The organism is Roseibium algae (assembly GCF_037783265.1).
GTDB lineage: Bacteria > Pseudomonadota > Alphaproteobacteria > Rhizobiales > Stappiaceae > Roseibium > Roseibium algae.
Genome location: NZ_JBAKIA010000004.1, coordinates 1 through 17,795, shown reverse-complemented (window position 1 = coordinate 17,795; position 17,795 = coordinate 1). Strand labels below are relative to the sequence as shown.

Sequence of the window (17,795 nt, the reverse complement as noted above, 5' to 3'; positions counted from 1 at the left end):
CTATTCGATGAGACCGACACGGCGAGCCGCGACAACCCGATAAAGCGGATCACCCCACACCTGTTCCTCCTGCAATGCCGAAAAAACAAGACTGACATCATGTTCATCGTCGGAGGCGATAGCTGCAGCCTTAATATCGGCCCAACCGGGTGCTGGGAGTTCACGCATTGCTTGAAGGCATTCCGGCGTTGGCAAGTCCGGGAAGCCGATCTTCGGAACCAGCGAGGCAATGACCTGCCAAAAGACCTTGTAGAGCGCCAGTGGCTCGTCAATATGCGGTGAAACAAGGCGGGCCCAGTGCATGCCGGTCACCGCGTGCAGTGCCGAAAAATCCATCGTGGCCGCAAAGACCGCAAGGGAGGTCTCCGCCATACGCCGAGGGGTTTCTTCGTCGAGTTGCAGCCGCCCGATCAAGGGGGCGAAATCAGGCAAGGCGGCAACCGCATGAATGTTATGCCACAGAAGATCGGTCTCCGGCGTATAGGTGCGAATTCCTTCAACTGAAGAAACCGCCACAAGGATATCTGCTGGATCTCGCGTGTCCGGCTCGATCGCACCAGCATCCGGCATAGGCAGATAACACGCCGCCCAATAGCCCAGGGCGGCACCAGCTTCCGCCTTGTCCATCTTAAGCACAGCATAGGCAAGACGCATCAACGGGTGGAGCGCACTGGCTGCGACGCCTTGAACCAGATGCGGCATATAGTGCCGGATCGCTTCGGAGATTCCCCGGCTCTCAACCTCAGCGGAAAAGAAATCACGAAAGTCCGTCTCGCGCGCCCGATCCCCCATCGCGTCCTTCCATGAAGCCGTATCGATGGGCGCGAGGGACGGCGGTGGCGGAGCAAGGCGCTGCTTGTCCCGATAAATCTCATACCACTCAGCGATCCGCGCCGACGATGCACCCATGTTGCTTAGCGCGATCAACACCATGGGTGCATGATTGGCCAGAAGATAGGGAAATTCGACGCTGTCCCGTCGCGCCTGTTCCAATACAGAATCAAGCGAGTGCCCGGATACATGAAGGGTCATTGCTCACGCTCCTCATCAAACCTGCCGCTGACATGACCGCGCGGATCAAAATGGCTCTCACTGTACTGCGCGAAGTCAGACATGAAGTCTTCCGTCAATTCGGCAAACAGACTTCCCGTGACGGCATCGACAATGCGCGGAAGCCCATATTTCAGGCCGGTGACGCCGTTGCTGATCGGCCCAAGGCTCGGCAGCGCCGCGCAGTTGAACATATGAATGCGCCGGAGCCAATCGTACTGGCCAGTTGTTTTAGGCATCAGTTCGAATCCGGGGCCAAGGTAGGGATAGTTGGCGGTCGCACTGCACTCAAGCTCCGCCGGCGGCGTATACCGGTCCCGCCAAAGCGCGATGTGAGGCGCAATGTCTTTCAGTTCGGGGCGCATGGCCAGATTGTGCGCATAGCCGGTCCCCAGCAAAACGTGATCGACCAGGAAATCGGTCTTGTCCGTTACTACACGCAGGTGCTCGCCTACAACCTCCGCAGATTTGACGTTCTGGCCCAGTTGCATCTCAAAGTTGGGATAGGAAAGCGCGCGATCGAACTGGTCCTGCGTCGGCGGCACCTGAAACCTGTTGAAGAGATTCGTAAATCGCCAGCGTTCTGCATCGGGCAAATTGGCAAAGTGACCGAGATATCCAGGGAAATTCGTCCATGCCAACGCTTCGGTTCGCCCAAAGTCGGTCGCACGCGCGATCATAGTAACCTTGCTGGCACCTTGTTCCAACGCCGTGACAGCCCAGTCAAAACTCGAAGTCGCAGAACCGATGACCGCGACAGCGCGCCGCCGGAGATGGCTATCGTCCGCAATGTCGCCGCTGTGAGACCAAAATTGCCGGGGGAGCTCTCGAACAAAGTGCGGCAGCCGGGGGCCTCCGCCGCCATCAATGCCGGTGGCCAGAACAAGGTGACGGCAACGAACACGGCGAATTTCATCTTCCCTGCAGAGGGTCAGCTCCAGCCACCCGTCACGCCAAGTAATCGCCTGCAGTTCGGTTCCGTTCTCGATATTTGGCGCGGTGACGGACCGGTACCAATCCAGATAGGCCATCCAGTCCTGTCGGGACATCTTGTCGAGCTCTTGCCAGGCCTTTTCACCATATACAGCTTCAAACCAGGCGCGCGGCGTCAGGGCGGAAATGCCGAAATCCGGACCGGCAAGATGTTTTGGCGAACGCAACGTCTTCATCCGCGCACAGCCAATCCATGGCCCTTCCCAGCCAGACGGGTTGCGATCCACAATCAAGACACCATCGACACCGCGGCGCTTCAGTCCGAAGGCAATTGCAAGCCCCGACATCCCGCCGCCGCATACAACGACATTATAGTAAGGGGTGTCTCCGCCCGCCGCCGGCGGCGACACCCAAGTGTCACACAGCCCCTCGGTCCGTTCCAGCTCATCGGCTGCCATTCTCGAGAGGGCCTCGAGCCGCTGATTGAGTGTCCAGCTTTCCATATCGCCTCAAAATCGCATTCCAAAACGCACAGTAAACGGTCTTTTCAAGTATAGACCCGCTCCACACCAGCTTACATCATACTGGAGCGCCTATTTTTTGCGCGAATTGCACACAAATCAATCAATTTTTGATCGTTTATGTTTTAATATGTTATATTCAGCGCTGTTATACTTTTTTGTCAAGTTCACTTGAGTGCGTTTTTGTTTGATGTATAGTTGAATTTGATCAAGCAAGGAGAAACCTAATGGCTCGTATAAAGGGGAATATAAAAACTCTGTTGACCGCCTGCATGGTGGCCGCCGTTTCGGCGGGTACTGGATTTGCTCAGGACAAGCCGCTTGAGGGTGTAACCCTCAACTTGGCTTCCATGAACGACCAGTTTTCGACAGTACTCGTGGACATGGCGCCTGCTTTTAAGGAAGCCACCGGTGCCGATCTCAAAGTCGACATTCTAGACTACGGCTCGCTGCTGACAAAAACCACGACCGATTTCGTGGGTGACACGGCGGGATACGACCTGATCACGATGGACATCGTCTGGGCCGGCCAATATGCGCAAAACGGTTTCTCGGTCGATTTGACAGACTTTATAAAGCGTGATGAAGCCGAATTGGGAATTGATGACATCTATCCCAAGCTCATGCATGCGCTTGGCAGCTACGAGGGAAAACAGGTCGCCTATCCCTTTGCCGGATACGCCAACTTGCTCGCCTATCGAACAGATCTGTTCGAAGCAGCCGGTCTGGATGTACCGCTGACCATGGAAGAACTTGTCGAAAGCGCCTACAAGCTTACAGACCCGTCGAAGAACCAGTATGGTTTTGTTGCCAATGGCCAAAAAGGCCCGGCCGTTGCCCAGGACTGGATGCAATACAATGCGGAAATGGGCGGCTCGATCCTAGGTGCGGACGGCAAGCCCGCGCTTAATTCCGATGCCAATGTGAAAAGCCTGGAAGTCTACCGCGATCTGTTCAAAAAAGCCGCGCCTCCCGGTGCCGCCGACTACGACTGGGGCGGACGTGAGGAAAGCTTCCGCCAAGGTATCGCTGCAACAATGCAAACCTGGTCTGTCGGTGCGCCCGGCTATTTCGATCCGGAGACATCAAAAATCGTCGACAAGGTCGGGCTTGCGCTCGCCCCGCGTGGCGAAGGCCTGCCTGAGCTCTATGGAATTGGCGGCTGGGCTCTCGCCATCAATGCAGACATCAGCGATCCGCAGAAAGAAGCAGCTTGGGCCTTTATCAAGTGGATCACCAGCCCTGAAGTTCACAAGGAATTCAATATGAAGGGCGCTGGCAGCTACATCCGCAAGAGCGTGGTAGCCGATGCGGATCTGAATTCAAAATATCCGTTCCTTCCGCTTCTCGACACGGCCTTCGAAAAGGGTGATGGCGATTACCGGCCACGCATCCCGGAATATCCTGAAATTCAGGATATCCTCGGTACAGCTGTAAACTCTGTTCTTGTCGGCGACGAAGATCCGAAGGCGGCGTTGGACAAGGCCCAGAAAGCGGCAGTCAAGCTTTTCTGATTTCCGAACACAGGATCCGGCTGCATTTCAAGCGGCCGGGCCCTGACCACAAGACGGATAGACCTTCCCCTCGTCTATCCGTCTTGGTTTTCTTTTTCTATGGCACATGCCAAATAGATCCCCTCACATTGTTCCCAGACGGCTTCTGAAATCCATGGCCCTTTCCACGAGCACCGCCCCTTCGGCCAACCCATTTGCCGTTTTCGGGTCGTTGACTTTCACACAACGCCGCAAGCTGTTTCTTGCGGCACTGGCCATGCCGGCATTGATCTACGTACTGCTTCTCGGCGTTTATCCGCTTGTGAAAGGCATCTGGTACAGTCTCTACGATTACAATCTCATCAAACCGGCCCGTACCCAATTCATCGGCATCGATAATTACCGGGAGCTGTTTATTGACAGTGACATGCGGCAAGCGCTGCTCAATACGGTTGTATTTACACTCGGCTCCGTGTTCTTCGAGCTTGTGCTTGGATTTGTAATCGCGCTGGCGCTGTGGCGTGACGAACTCTTCAATCGCATCTGCCTGACCTTGATCCTGATACCGGTTACAATCACTCCGCTTGTCGTCGGCCTGATCTTCAAGGGCCTCCTGCTCGCCGATTACGGGCTCGTCGGCTATTATCTGGCACAATGGGGGATCAGCGATCCGCGCGGGCTTTTTGCCTCCCCCGATACAGCGCTTGCAACGCTCATTTTCATTGATGTCTGGGAATGGACCCCGCTGGTGGCGCTTATTCTACTGGCGGGTCTTAAAGCACTGCCAACTGATATTCTGGAGGCTGCCTCCGTCGATGGCGCAAATCCTCTTCGCGTCTTCCGTTCAATCACGCTGCCGCTGATGTTGCCATCCGTCCTGCTGGCGCTGACCATACGATCAATTGATGCATTCCGGGTCTTCGACAGTGTTTTCGTGACGACAGGCGGCGGACCGGGCAACGCGACGAACACGCTGATGGTTTATGCGGTCAAGGAAGGCTTGAGCTTCTTCAATATTGGCAAGGCCTCGGCGATTGCCAATGTGTCTCTCCTGTGCACGGCCATGATTGCGGCTGGGCTTATTTTCCTGATCCGTCACTACGACAAGAAGGCAAGCATCCGATGAACAGGCAGATCGCACTCAATTCCGCCAGGCGGGGCTTTCTTCTGTTTATGCTCGCTTTCTTCATCCTGCCGTTCCTGTGGCTGGCAACGACGGCGTACAAGCCTTCTACGGACATCTTCTCCATACCGCCTCAGCTTGGCTTCAGACCGACGCTGGCACAGTTCACGAAGGCGCTGACCATCTTCGATGTTCCGGCGCTCGTGCGTTCGAGCATCTATATTGCCGGTGGATCGATGATCCTCTCGCTTCTCCTGGGAGTGCCCGCAGGTTATGCGCTGGCCCGATCTTCGCATCGTTTTGCCATGGCGCTCGCCTATTTCTTCATGTCGATCCGAATGGTGCCGGCAGTAGCTGCGCTTATTCCATTCTACCTGCTGATGCGCGATATCGGGCTGGTGGGGCATTGGTTTAGCGTCGTTTTAATCAACTGCGTGCTCAACACCGCCTTCGTCAGCTATATGATGTATTCCTATTTCCGCGCACTCCCCCCTGAAATGGAAGAAGCCGCGCTAACGGATGGCTGCACGCAGTTCACGGCTTTCTGGCGTGTGTCGCTGCCAGCCGTCCGCTCCGGCATTGTCGCCTCATCGCTGTTTTGCGTGCTGTTTTCCTGGAACGACTTCCTGTTCGCGATGTTCCTGACAAGGCTCGATTCCAAACCGATATCGGTCGCGCTTCTTTCCGCCTATGGAACAAAGGACATCACATGGGGAACGCTTGGCGCGCTCGCCCATTTTTCAACAATTCCCATTGTGCTGATGGTCCTTGCTCTCAATCGCCATTTTGTGCAGGGCCTGACGAAGGGCGTTCATTAAGAACGCCCTTCTGAAGCTCTGGCTCAGCCTTCGGCTGCCTTGAAGCTGCGCCAACCGCCATATCCAGTGATCTCGCGCGCACCTGCGAGGGCTGCACTTTCACACAGGAAGCCTGACACATGGGTACCATCGGCCAACTCGATCTTGCCGATACCCAGGGGCTGGGGAATGCGTTCGACAAAATCCGCGAACCCTTCCAGAGGCAATGACCAGATTTCGACATCAATGCCCGGCCCGGAAAAACCCGGGTCACGCTGCATTCCCGGCTTTTCCGGCACCGTATCGGCCAGCGCAAACAACCGATATTGGGGCGCCGTCTTCGCCGTGCGCCTGAAGATGCCGCCGCGCTCAAGAATTTCGTGGTTGAGAGCCATGTTGGAAAGGTGGGCACCTACCACAGCGATTTCCCGACGGCCGGCAGCATGGACGTCGTCGCTCTCATATACAGGATAGGCATTCAGGTTCATTCCCAGACCCAAGCCCGTACGCCGATGAAAATCGGCAGCAAAACCTGCGACCTTCGCCTCCATATAACTCGGCCCCAAGAGGGTGACGCCCGAAGGCAAGCCGTCGGCGCGGAAACCATTTGGTACAGCAACGCCGCAAAGGCCCATGAGATTGACGAAATTTGTATAGATTCCCAGCTTGGCATTGAGCGCAATCGGATCATCGAGGATTTCCGACTTCTTGTAGATCGTTGGACTGGTGGGCACCAGAAGCACCGCGATATCGTCCCAAACCGGCCGGATTGCGCACTTCAGTTCAGCAATGCGGTGGATGGCACGAAATGTATCAAGCGCGGAATACTGCCCGCTGTTTTCCAGAATGCTTCTGGTGACAGGGTGGATCGCATCGCCATGCTCAGCAAGCGTCTTTGCAAGACTGAGCGCTCGCTCGGAAATCCATGGGCCATCATAAAGGATACGCTGGGTCTCCTCAAATGCAGCAAAATCAACCGGAACGGCCTCGCCGCCCATCGCCGTCAGGCGCGCTACGGCTTCGTCAAACAGGCGCTCGGCTTCCTTGTCACCAAAGAAGCGCAGGGCGTCGCCAGCCGGAATGCCAAAACGGAAGCTCGGCGGCGGAGGCACGATCTCCAGCGGCACCTCATCGGCTTCCTGTTTTGAGAACGGATAGCCCGGATCATAACCTGCAATAATTCGCATGACCGCCATTCCATCCTCGACTGTAAGCGAGAAGACCGAAAGCGTTTCAATTGTCTTGACGCAGCCGCCACCGGATACGCAGGCATTGCTGATGATACCCGGTGTTGGCTTGATGCCGACAATATTGTTGAAGCCAGCCGGCACGCGTCCCGAACCGGCAGCATCGTTGGCGATGGAAAAACTTGATAGGCCCGCGGCCACGGAGACCCCGGACCCAGAGCTCGAGCCGCCGGAAATATAGTCTTCATTGAAAACGCTGGAGCACGCGCCGTAGGGAGTACGCATGCCCACAAGGCCTATCCCGAACTGATCCATATTGGTTTTGCCGATCAGGATCGCGCCGGAATCGAACAATCGCGTTACGGCCTGGCCGGATGTTTCGGCAACATATGAGCCTTCTTTTAAAGCATTTGTGGTCGGCAGGCCGACAACATCGTTGCAATCCTTGATCGAGAAGGGAATTCCCCAAAGCGGTTTCTCGACATGCCCTTCCGCCTCCAGTTTCCGCGCGGCGGCAAGTGCTTGCTCGCGCGGAACCAAATAGATCCAGACATGGTCTTCGCCGCGCGCCTCGATCCGGTCATAAATCGCGTTCACCACGTCGGATGGTGTCAGTCTGCCGCTTGCATAGGCGTTCTTCAGAGTTTGAAAATCCAGGCTACCTGTTGCTGCCAGCCATTCGGCATCGGACATTCTGAAATCCTCTCGTCACATGTTATTCTTGGGAAATGGATTCAAGCACCGGCTTACAAGAAGCGACCGCACCGAACAGTCCATTGCCGAATGTCATGATGCGCAGTTGGCCGGTATGCCGCTCAGCACTGGTGCCCTTGCAGGCATCGAAAACGGCAAGGCACTCAAAGCCCATATCGTTGGCATTTCGCTGTGTGGCGTGGACCAGCCCGTCCGTCGGCAAACCGCAGACCAACAGGTTGCGAATTCCGCGCCGCCTCAGCAACGCCTCCAATCCGGTGTTGTAGAAGGCATTGTCGCCGGCGTGATCAACTATCGGCGCCGTTGAGCTCAAGCCAAGCTCGGCGGACAACTGCCAACCGTTCGTGTTTGGTGTCAACGAGATGTCCGCTTGAGACGTGCGGCGGTTCAAGGCCGCCAGCGCCATTACATCTTGCCCCTTCCGGCTCGCAATCATCAACATGCCGCAAGCGGAAGCCGCCGCCAGCAGCCGGGCCGCGGTGGCAACTTCCTTTTGAGCGCACAGGGCATCAACCGCATTGTTTTGAAAACCAAGCAAAAGAAGCGCCGTATCGACTGCATTCCATTGCCCATCGAATGGCCAGGGATAAGGGCTCGCATCGACCTGCGGAAACAGTTCAGGCATTGAAAGCCTCCAAAGCCCGGGCAAATGAAACAGACGTGGAAACGTTGCCCCATCGACCGCCAAAAGCCTTCAGAATATCCATCGTCGCAGAATGATTCCGGGTTTCGACTGCGGCAGTACAGTCTTCGAGTATGACGCATTGGTAGCCGCGCTCGAAACCGTCGCGGAATGTCGACTGCACGCAGCAATCGGACGTGACCCCGGTGATGACCAGATGGGTTATGCCAGCCGCCTTGAGCTGCTGATCAAAATCCGTGGCGTGGAATGCTGATTTTCCTGGCTTGTCGATTACGGCCTCGCCCACTACCGGCGCCAGCTCCGGGACAATGTCGAAACCAGGTTCCCCGCGTACCAGAATGCGGCCGCTTTGCCCCATGTCGCCTATACCAAGCCCGTGTAAGCGGGTCCGCCATTGCTTGTTTTGCGGCAAATCGCTCAAGTCCGGCAGATGCCCCTCACGCGTGTGAAAAACTGCCGTTCCAAATGAACGTGCAGTTGCCAAGGCCCGGGCGACTGCCGGAATGACTGAGCGCGTGTTGCTGATATCCTCGCCGAGTTGATCGACCCAGCCTCCAGAATCACAAAAGTCGACCTGCATATCGATGATAACGAGGGCAACATGGCTTGCCCTTTCGGGATCGCTCACGGGCCAGAATACACTCATGCCGATGCCCTCTTGCCTTCCATGAAATGAAGAAGCGCTGAGAAATCATCAAAATCCTTGCCGAGCTGCATGACCGAAAGACCGGCACGGCGTGCTGACTCAGCACCGACCGCGCTGTCCTCGATAGCGAGCACGGTTTCCGGTCGCTTTCCGAGTCTGCTGCAGGCCAGCGCATAGGGTGCAGGGTCCGGTTTGCCATTCACCACATCCTCACGCGCCACGGTGAACGCCACATGCCTATCCAGACCAACTGCAGCCAGATTGGCTTCAACAATTCGATGACCGGAGTTGGAAACACAGCATTGAACTAGCCCGGCGTCACGAAAGGACTGAACGGCTTCACATACGCCGGGAATGGCTTTCAGGCTTGATGCATTGGCGATATAGGCCTCCACAATCTCCTGCAGCCATGCCTCTCTTGTGAGGCTGGGCGGATATTCTGTCGACATCACGCGCCAGACATCTTCCATCGCAACGCCGACAAAACGAACATCATCACTGCCCACCGACACTCCGTATCGCTCTGATACTTTCATCAGAGCCACGTGATGCAGCGGCTCGCTGTCCACGAGCGTGCCGTCGACGTCCCAGGCGATTGCCTCAATCATTACGACGCTCCCTGGAAAAATAGTCTTTCAGGGCATCATAGAGTTCACGGTAGTCGGAATAGATGATGTCTCCCATCGCCTTGCCTTCATCTGAGGGCTGATAGACTTCGCCGATGGCGGTCGCTTTTGATACGTCGCCCCACGACGCCAGACCGACCGCGACCAAGGCCACCCATGCAGCACCGACCGAAGACCCATATGCATCCGCCAGCCCATGGACCGGTTGCCCGCAGATATCCGCAACAATCTGCATCCAGACGCGACTGCGGCTACCGCCGTCCGAAGCAAGCAAACGTGTCGGTGGGCGGTCCGTTTCTTCCAGCACCTCCAAATGATGGCGAAAACCGCAGGCCACGGCTTCGAGAACAGCACGCCAGACATGGGCACGGCTGTGACTGAGGCTCAGGCCGGTCACAGTGCCGCGTGCCATCGGATCATGAATCGGGGTTTTTTCACCGAGGAAATAGGGCAAGGCCCGAACGCCATCCGAGCCGGCGGGAATGGACGCCGCCTCCCCGTCCAGAAGCTTCAGGCTGGTGTCATCCTGGCTGCCGCCAATCATTGCGGCAAGCCAGCGCAACAAGGAGCCGGAAGAGGCCATGCAGCCGTTTGGCGCGTAAAGTCCGGGAATCAGATGATAATCCAAAAACAGCCGGTAGTCGGGTTCTGGTTTGTCTGCAATGGCAATGATATCGCCAGCCCCGCCGAATTTGAGGAGCACATCGCCGGCATTTGTCAAACCAGCTGCGAGTGCCGATGCAATATGATCGGCAGCCCCGCCGAAAACAGGCAGACCCGGCGGAAGCCCGGTCGCTTGCGACACCTCGGGCGTCACATGGCCCGCAACTTCATGCGCGGCAATCAATGACGGCAAGACACTGGACTGCAAGCCCGAAAGCGAAACTAGCCCTGAATCGACATCATGGGTTTCTAGGTCGATGAAACCGGCCTCAAGAGCCCAGTTGCGCTCCACCGTCAGATTGCCGGTCAGCTGCATGTTGATGAAATCATAAGACCCCAGAACATGCGATATTTGCGCAAACAGATCAGGTTCATGTTTGGCGATCCAGCGTAACTTCGGGGCGACTAGTTGCTGGGTGATACCCTGGCCGGTGCGGCGCAAGAATGTAACCTCGTCAACCTCCGCCTGGAGTTCCTCCACCTCCCGTCCGCAGCGGGCATCACTTTGCTGAATACTGGGGCGCAGCACATTGCGGTTCTTGTCGAGCAGAACAACTGCGGGCAGCATCCCGGTCACACAAATTCCGGCGAGCTCCGAGACATCCAGCAATGCGCCGGTGGTTTCCCGCAGCACGGCCTGGGCGTTGAGCCACCACTCGGCAGGGTCGGCTTCGGCAAATCCGGGTTGTGATGAGGAGAGTTTCGAGGGACGGGACGCCCAGGCCAAGGTTTCGCCAGAAGGCGCCATCGCCACGGCCACCGTGGATGTCGTTCCAATATCCAGACCTATCACAATAGGCATAGGGCAAACCTTTCAGCAGATCACTGGCGACCCCGATCGAGAATTTTGGCGCCTTCAGGTGCGAACGGCCTGCTCGCTTTGGGGATCGAAAAAATGAAGCTGTGCGGGGTCAATGGAAACAGTCAGAGATGCCCCGGAAACAAGCGTCGGCCCGCCAGGCAGTGATGCGCGCAATTGATGGCCCGAGAGCGCCAATTCACCATCATCATCGACAATTTCTTCAAGATTGTCCGCTGCGTCGATGTCGATGTCGATGTCGATGTGGACAAGCTGCGTGGCACCGAAATCCTCGACAAATGCGATTTGCCCCTGCATACACCCCTGTGTGGCTTCGGCACCGCCAAGGGACACAAGCGATTCAGGACGAATGCCAAGTGTAATGCTCTTTCCGGCATAGCCTGCCAGAGCCGGTCTCGCCGCCAGCAGACCTGCGTCGAGCGGCAACCGGAGTGAGCCAACTTCTGCAAACAGGCTTTCGCCTTCGGCAACCACATCTGCCTTTAGAAAGTTCATGGATGGTGTCCCGATGAACCCGGCAACGAAAAGATTGTCGGGTGCATCATAGAGCGTTCTGGGTGCGCCGAGCTGTTGCAGCACTCCACCTCGCATCACAGCCACACGATCTCCCATGGTCATTGCTTCGACCTGGTCATGGGTAACGTAGACGGTTGTGATTCCTGACATTTTCTGTAGACGGGCAATTTCCCCACGCATCTGAGCGCGAAGCCGAGCATCGAGATTGGATAGCGGCTCGTCCATCAAAAACGCCGCTGGCTCGCGTACCAGCGCACGGCCCATGGCAACACGCTGACGCTGACCGCCGGACAATTGTCCCGGTTTGCGGTTAAGATACGGCTCAAGTTCGAGGAGCTTGGCGGTTTTCCCGACTTTTTCCGCGATCACATTTTTAGCTACGCCGCGCGCCGACAGCCCGAAGCCGATGTTTTCGGCAACAGACATATGCGGATAGAGCGCGTAGGACTGGAAAACCATGGCGACATCGCGGTCACGCGGAGCAAGATCATTGGCGACCTCGCCGCCGATCATCAGCTGGCCGCCGGTTATATCCTCAAGACCTGCTATCATACGCAGAGCCGTCGACTTTCCGCAGCCACTCGGGCCAACGAGCACTAGAAACTCGCCATCCTGTATCTCAAGATCAAGGTGGCGAATGGCTGTCGATCCGTCCGGATAACGCTTTTCGACACCCTCAAATATGATGGACGCCATGAATTCTCCAATATCGGCATGGTGCGGCTGCGCGGGAGGACGCGGCACGCGAGATGTTCAGGTCATGTAGACGCCACCGGTTACATTGACGCCCTGCCCTGTCATGAAACGGGCGGAATCGGAGCAAAGAAACACTGCAACATCGGCAACATCTTCCGGCGTCTCGATGCGGCCAAGCGGTGTCTGGGAAATATAATCGTCAACCACGCGTTCGGGTGTGACGGCGCGAAGCTCGGCTTCCCAGGCAATTTCGCGTTCCTGCATGCCGGTCTTCACAAAGCCCGGACACACCGCATTTACGCGAATACCGTTGGGTGCCAGCTCACGCGCCAGCGCCTGCGTCCAGCCGAGAACGGCGAATTTACTGGCCGAATAATGGGCAAGCAGAGGCGCTCCCACCTTGGCCGCCAATGACGCCGTGTTGACAATGACGCCGCGGCCTTTTTCGACAAAGAAGCGTGCTGCAATCTGGTTGGACAGGAAGATTCCGCGGGCATTGACGTCAAAATTGAAGTCCCAATCCTCATCCGTCAGAGAAAGGGCATGCTGCATGCTGGATACGCCCGCGTTGGCGATGAGTATCTCGTATCCACTCATGATCTTGTCGGCCTCATCAAAGGCAGACTGCACGGAACCGCGCTTGCGAACATCGATCTCAAGTGCATGGCCACCGACTTCCGCGGCCGCAGCCTGCGCGGCTTCAAGCTGAATATCGCAGATTGTCACAACAACACCTTGCTGCGCCAGTGCCCGTGCGATCGCCAGCCCTATTCCGCTGCCACCGCCAGTCACAATCGCCCGCAAACCTTCCAGCTCAGCGAATTTCGGATGTCCCACACCAACTGCTCCTTTTGAAACAATGGGGCGACCATACAGCAACAAAAACTTACAAATCAATCGAATTTTATGTTTGAATTTGTTCGCTTTCTGCTTTAAGCACATAGAAAGAATGATTTAATGTCAGCCAAAGCATGGGATTCGTTCGAACTGAAAAATGTTTGATCGATTGTCTGAAATGAACACACCGTCAGATACAGATACCCCGCCGAATGAAAGAACCAAAGTGCTAGCACGAACCAGGCACAGCTGGATTTTGGATGCGCTTACGGAGACCGGCGCCGTGTCTGTTGCAGAAGTCTCCGCACAGCTCGGCGTGTCGGAAATGACGGTCCGGCGAGACCTGACTGAGCTTGAGCGTGAAGGGCGTCTGGCCCGTACCCATGGCGGTGCCGTGAGTACCGAGAAGACGTCTTTGCCGGACACCAGCTCATCAAATTTCAATGAACCCGCCTTTCAGGCCCGGCTCTCCAAGAACTCGCTTCCCAAACGTCTGATTGCGGAAGTCGCCGCATCCATTGCGGCGGGAGAGCGTGCAATCGCGCTCGATGTCGGTACAACGACGTTTCTGTTGTCCCGGTTGCTTGCACCGCAACAACACATGAAGTTCTTCACCAACAGCATTCGCAATGCGTTGCAACTGGGCGAAGGTCTGGGCGAGGTCTATATCCCGGGCGGCCACATGCGAAACGACGAGATGTCGATTTCCAATGCCAGCGCAGTCGCGCAATTCAGTCAACTGTGGTTCGACATTGCCTTTGTCGGCATATCCGGCCTGACCGCCGACGGAATTTACGACTACTCGTTTGACGACACAGAAATGAAGCGGGTCTATCTGAAGCGCTCGACGAAGAAAATCGTCCTGTGTGATGCCGGAAAATTCAACCGCATGTCACTGGTTCACATCTCCCCACTTGCAGATTTTGATCTGCTTATCACCGATACCGAGCCGCCGGCGGACCTGGCTCAAGCTCTCGCTGCGGCGAAAGTGGAAGTCATCGTCGCAAATCAGGTTCAATAAAGATTGCGTCGCACACACTAACGCACTGCCACCCGTCCGATTCCGTCGTTTTTTGGAGCTAGAAATGGTTTTTGATTTTTTTGGAGACAAGAAGAAGGTCATCATTGCGATGTCGCACATTGGTGCCTTGCCGGGCTCTCCCGGATATGACTCCAAAGGCGGCATGAAACAGCTGATCGACGATGTTTTGAGCGATATCGAAAAGCTCCAGGAGGGCGGCGTAGACGCGATCATGTTCGGCAACGAAAATGACCGGCCTTACGAGCTCAAGGCTCCGCAGGAAGGCATTGCGGCGATGACGGCCATCGTACAGGCGGCCAAACCGCATCTGAAAGTGCCTTTTGGCGTCAATTATCTCTGGGATCCGGTTGCAAGTATTGCCGTCGGCGCGGCAACAGGGGCGAAATTTGTCCGCGAAATATTCACCGGTGTTTTTGCGTCCGACATGGGTGTCTGGGCGCCCGATTGTGCTGCTGCTGCAAGGTTGCGTTCCAAACTTGACCGCAAAGACATGAAGATGCTCTTCAACATCAACGCCGAATTCGCTCATTCGCTGGACCAGCGCCCGCTTGAGCTTCGCGCCAGCAGTGCTGTGTTCTCGTCACAGGCAGACGCGATTCTCGTGTCCGGTCCGCTCACCGGACAGGCGGTCGATCAGTCTGGCTTGCGTGCCGTATGCGACGCCGTTTCCGATGTCCCGGTCTTTGCCAATACCGGTGTCAACAAGGACAATGTCACCGACATTCTGTCTTGCGCCAGTGGTGTGGTGATCGGCACGCATTTCAAATATGAGGGCGACACTTGGAACAAAGTGGATTCTGAACGGGTCAAACGGTTTATGGAAATTGTAGAGACTATTCGAGGCTGATGTATCGGTCTTCGTGAGATTTTGGCAGTGCCACAAATTTTGCGGTCATTTTGAATACGGCCAAGTTTCGGTTTTACGCCCAAAATATGGTTTTCGTGGATCGTCACAGGCTGAGTCAGGGCAAATGGTCCTATTGAGCAGCCCCACTTGAGTAGTCCACTTTGAAAGTTAGTGCATGCTTGGCCTTTGGTCCATCGGGACGATGGTTTCAGGAGCCGGCGGGCGGTAGCCCAATGCCCAGTTTCCGGGGCACTATGAGGTCGTTTTGTGTTGTCGTGTTTTCTCCAGCTTTCGATGATGACTTGAGCCTCTCGCAGACAGGTGAAGATCTCTCCGTTCAACAGTTCATCGCGCAAGCGCGCATTGAAGCTCTCACAGTATCCGTTCTGCCAGGGCGAGCCTGGTTCGATGTAGGCGGTTTGGACTCCAACGGCCTTGATCCAGCCCCTGACTGCCTGAGCTACGAACTCAGGTCCGTAATACCTTCGGAACGACGTTGATTGAGAGGCTATGAGCGCCTGTGCAGTCCCCAAACAGCACGCACTGGTGGTCATATAGCCGTGCCTCAGGTCTCTAAAGTGGTTTTGCACAAATCACCCTACAGAGGAGATCGACTATGACCGATACCAGTATCCCACAAACCGAGCCCGTTTTGGTGGCGATCGATATCTCGAAGACGCGCCATGAGGCTTTGATTGCTGTGCCGGGCAAGACGCGCCGTCGCCGTGTAACAGTTTTGAACCAGCTGGACGACTTCCCCCGGCTGATCGGAGCGCTGTCAAACTATGGCCGCCCGGTCCGTGTGGCATTTGAGGCAACCGGCAATTATCACCGCGCCCTCGCTTTTCATCTGAGCGCCGCAGGTTTTGAGACGAGGTTGGTCTCCTCAGTTGCGTTGGCGCGGACCCGGGAAGCTCTCAATAACAGTTGGGACAAGAACGATCCGAAGGACGCTCAGGTCATTTTGCACATGATGGAGATCGGGAACTTGCAGTTCTACCACGATCCGCTGCTGTCTGGCACGAACGACCTTCAGGAGCTTTCCAAAACCCATGACATTGTATCAAGATCAAAGACTGAGCTCTGGCACAGGGTTTTGACCCATTATCTGCCGCTGTATTTTCCCGAAGCAGATCGCTTTCACCGCAGCTCACGCAGTGATTGGTTCTTTGCGTTTCTCGAACGATATCCCTCCCCACATTTCATTTCAGCGATGGGTAGGGAAGCTTTCATCGCGGATGCTTGGGACGCTGTAGGGCGCCGCGTGTCCAAAGAGCGTTTGCTGGCAGATATTTATGAGACCGCCAAAACATCAGTGGGACTGCCGGTCGATCCTCGATCCGATGCCATCATGATGTTCCGCATGGTCCTTGCCGAGGGGCGCAGCCTGATTGCGCAGCGCAACCAGATTGAGGACCGCGCAATCGCATTGCTCAAGGATAATCCGGATTATCAACTGCTGACCTCGATCCCCGGAATCGGACCCATCAACGCCCTGACCATCCTGGCGGAGGCCGGTGATTTGCGTCGGTTCCAGCATCACCGGCAGTTCCTGAAGTTCTGCGGTATGGATCTCGCCACCATCCAGTCCGGCATGTTCCGGGGGCAAAGCAAACTGTCAAAATACGGCAATGCCCGATTGCGACGCACCCTCTGGCTCGCCGGGCAAGTCGCTGTCCTTCAACCTGCCAACAGCTTCCGCGACAAGTTCGAGCGCTACATCTCCAAGGATCGCAACAACACCCATTTGCGCCGAAAGGCGTATACCGCAATCGCAGCCAAGATGGCCCGCACAGTCCATGCGATCATCAAAGGCGGTGCCCCCTATCGCCCCTTCTTCGAGGGGACGATCGACAGCAGAAGGACCTTTCTCTGATAGGGCCGTGGAGGCAGCACTCTGACCTCGTAGATAATGTTCAGGCCTTCTGCTCAACGGTAAATGGATCTCGTCTTAAGGACGGTGAGAGCCGCAATCATGCGTACTCTGTGTTTGTTATGGGAGAGACCACACGTTGACCAAAATGCTGAACTGAGGCAAGTTTCAAACGTGTCGCATTCCAACGACACGAATACGATCTGATGCCAAAGCAATCAATCGTTCCTAATATAGGACGTTGTCGGATCGAATGAATGACGGGATGCCGCGCAGGATGAACAGATCACTCAAGGCGTCGATGACATTGCCTGAGTTCAGCTTGCGATCCACACGAATGACCAGGCACTCTCGGCTGTATTCATCGATGATGTTCAGCGTGCGGAAGGCCTTACCGTCGTCGGTCCGGCAATGCACGAAGTCGTACGACCAGACATGGTTGCGATACTCAGGTCGTAGCCGAACGCACGACCCGTTGTTCAGCCAGAGCCGTCCCTTCTTTGGTTGTTTCATTGGCACTTTCAGCCCCTCTCGCCGCCACAGTCTTTCAATCCGCTTGTCGTTCACCTGCCAGCCAGCATCTCTCAGCAGCGCAGCGATCCGACGATAGCCGTATCGGCCATACTGGCGAGTCAGCTCGATCATGTCGGCCACCAACCGCTCTTCGTCTGGACGACCAACTGGTACCTTACGTTGTGTGGATAGGTGTTGTCTCAAAACGCGGCAAGCCCGGCGTTCTGAGACATTCAATTCACCGCGAACACGAAT

At 56.0% G+C, this 17,795-nt stretch carries 15 protein-coding genes and 2 pseudogenes; 6 read left to right on the top strand and 11 right to left on the bottom strand.

The window, feature by feature from the left end; translation table 11 throughout:
* Window positions 1–1,032 (bottom strand): questin oxidase family protein, encoded by a 1,032-nt coding sequence (locus V6575_RS06460; protein ID WP_340273383.1) that lies wholly within the window; start codon window positions 1,030–1,032, stop codon window positions 1–3.
* Window positions 1,029–2,486 carry a SidA/IucD/PvdA family monooxygenase gene (locus tag V6575_RS06455; RefSeq protein WP_340273382.1) on the bottom strand — a complete coding sequence of 486 codons (1,458 nt, stop codon included), beginning with the start codon at window positions 2,484–2,486 and terminating at the stop codon, window positions 1,029–1,031. Before V6575_RS06455 ends, V6575_RS06460 begins: the two co-directional genes overlap by 4 nt.
* Window positions 2,487–2,776: 290 nt before the next feature.
* Here V6575_RS06455 and V6575_RS06450 point away from each other — a divergent pair, with 290 nt between their 5' ends.
* From V6575_RS06450 to V6575_RS06440, 3 genes are all read left to right on the top strand, one after another.
* On the top strand, window positions 2,777–4,018 hold the full coding sequence (locus tag V6575_RS06450; RefSeq protein ID WP_340273931.1) for an ABC transporter substrate-binding protein: 1,242 nt from the start codon (window positions 2,777–2,779) through the stop codon (window positions 4,016–4,018).
* A gap of 256 nt (window positions 4,019–4,274) precedes the next feature.
* Window positions 4,275–5,123: a carbohydrate ABC transporter permease gene (locus V6575_RS06445; protein ID WP_422785545.1), complete on the top strand. Its 849-nt coding sequence runs from the start codon at window positions 4,275–4,277 to the stop codon at window positions 5,121–5,123.
* Window positions 5,120–5,938: a carbohydrate ABC transporter permease gene (locus V6575_RS06440; protein WP_340273380.1), complete on the top strand. Its 819-nt coding sequence runs from the start codon at window positions 5,120–5,122 to the stop codon at window positions 5,936–5,938. The genes V6575_RS06445 and V6575_RS06440 overlap by 4 nt, the downstream gene beginning before the upstream one ends.
* Before the next feature lie 23 nt (window positions 5,939–5,961).
* Here the strand turns inward: V6575_RS06440 and atzF are convergent, their stop codons facing one another.
* From atzF to V6575_RS06405, 7 genes are read right to left on the bottom strand one after another with little or no spacing between them, the layout of a single operon-like run.
* A complete protein-coding gene (gene atzF, locus V6575_RS06435; RefSeq protein ID WP_340273379.1) occupies window positions 5,962–7,797 on the bottom strand; it encodes an allophanate hydrolase in 1,836 nt (611 codons plus the stop codon).
* Between the two features lie 22 nt (window positions 7,798–7,819).
* Window positions 7,820–8,443 carry a cysteine hydrolase family protein gene (locus V6575_RS06430; protein WP_340273378.1) on the bottom strand — a complete coding sequence of 208 codons (624 nt, stop codon included), beginning with the start codon at window positions 8,441–8,443 and terminating at the stop codon, window positions 7,820–7,822.
* Complete coding sequence (locus V6575_RS06425; RefSeq protein ID WP_340273377.1) at window positions 8,436–9,107, bottom strand: cysteine hydrolase family protein; 672 nt, start codon at window positions 9,105–9,107, stop codon at window positions 8,436–8,438. The genes V6575_RS06430 and V6575_RS06425 overlap by 8 nt, the downstream gene beginning before the upstream one ends.
* Window positions 9,104–9,715, bottom strand: a complete 612-nt coding sequence (locus tag V6575_RS06420) for an HAD family hydrolase (RefSeq protein ID WP_340273376.1) — start codon at window positions 9,713–9,715, stop codon at window positions 9,104–9,106. The genes V6575_RS06425 and V6575_RS06420 overlap by 4 nt, the downstream gene beginning before the upstream one ends.
* On the bottom strand, window positions 9,708–11,198 hold the full coding sequence (locus V6575_RS06415) for an FGGY-family carbohydrate kinase (RefSeq protein ID WP_340273375.1): 1,491 nt from the start codon (window positions 11,196–11,198) through the stop codon (window positions 9,708–9,710). The genes V6575_RS06420 and V6575_RS06415 overlap by 8 nt, the downstream gene beginning before the upstream one ends.
* 54 nt (window positions 11,199–11,252) lie before the next feature.
* Complete coding sequence (locus tag V6575_RS06410; RefSeq protein ID WP_340273374.1) at window positions 11,253–12,428, bottom strand: ABC transporter ATP-binding protein; 1,176 nt, start codon at window positions 12,426–12,428, stop codon at window positions 11,253–11,255.
* A 57-nt stretch (window positions 12,429–12,485) separates the two neighbouring features.
* Window positions 12,486–13,265, bottom strand: coding sequence for an SDR family NAD(P)-dependent oxidoreductase (locus V6575_RS06405; RefSeq protein ID WP_340273372.1), 780 nt, complete (start codon window positions 13,263–13,265; stop codon window positions 12,486–12,488).
* Between the two features lie 157 nt (window positions 13,266–13,422).
* Between V6575_RS06405 and V6575_RS06400 the strand changes: the two genes are divergently transcribed.
* Both V6575_RS06400 and V6575_RS06395 read left to right on the top strand, forming a co-directional pair.
* A complete protein-coding gene (locus V6575_RS06400) occupies window positions 13,423–14,286 on the top strand; it encodes a DeoR/GlpR family DNA-binding transcription regulator (RefSeq protein ID WP_340273370.1) in 864 nt (287 codons plus the stop codon).
* A gap of 64 nt (window positions 14,287–14,350) precedes the next feature.
* Window positions 14,351–15,154: a BtpA/SgcQ family protein gene (locus V6575_RS06395; protein WP_340273369.1), complete on the top strand. Its 804-nt coding sequence runs from the start codon at window positions 14,351–14,353 to the stop codon at window positions 15,152–15,154.
* 168 nt (window positions 15,155–15,322) lie between these two features.
* On the opposite strand, the pseudogene V6575_RS06390 reads toward V6575_RS06395, so the two are convergent.
* A pseudogene (locus V6575_RS06390) lies at window positions 15,323–15,630 on the bottom strand (integrase core domain-containing protein); the annotation flags it as partial.
* Between the two features lie 140 nt (window positions 15,631–15,770).
* On the opposite strand from V6575_RS06390, the gene V6575_RS06385 reads away from it, so the two are divergent.
* Entirely contained in the window at window positions 15,771–17,030 is a 1,260-nt protein-coding gene (locus tag V6575_RS06385; protein ID WP_340273368.1) for an IS110 family RNA-guided transposase, read from the top strand.
* Between the two features lie 237 nt (window positions 17,031–17,267).
* Here V6575_RS06385 and V6575_RS06380 read toward each other — a convergent pair.
* Window positions 17,268–17,795, bottom strand: a pseudogene (locus tag V6575_RS06380) (IS3 family transposase); the annotation flags it as partial.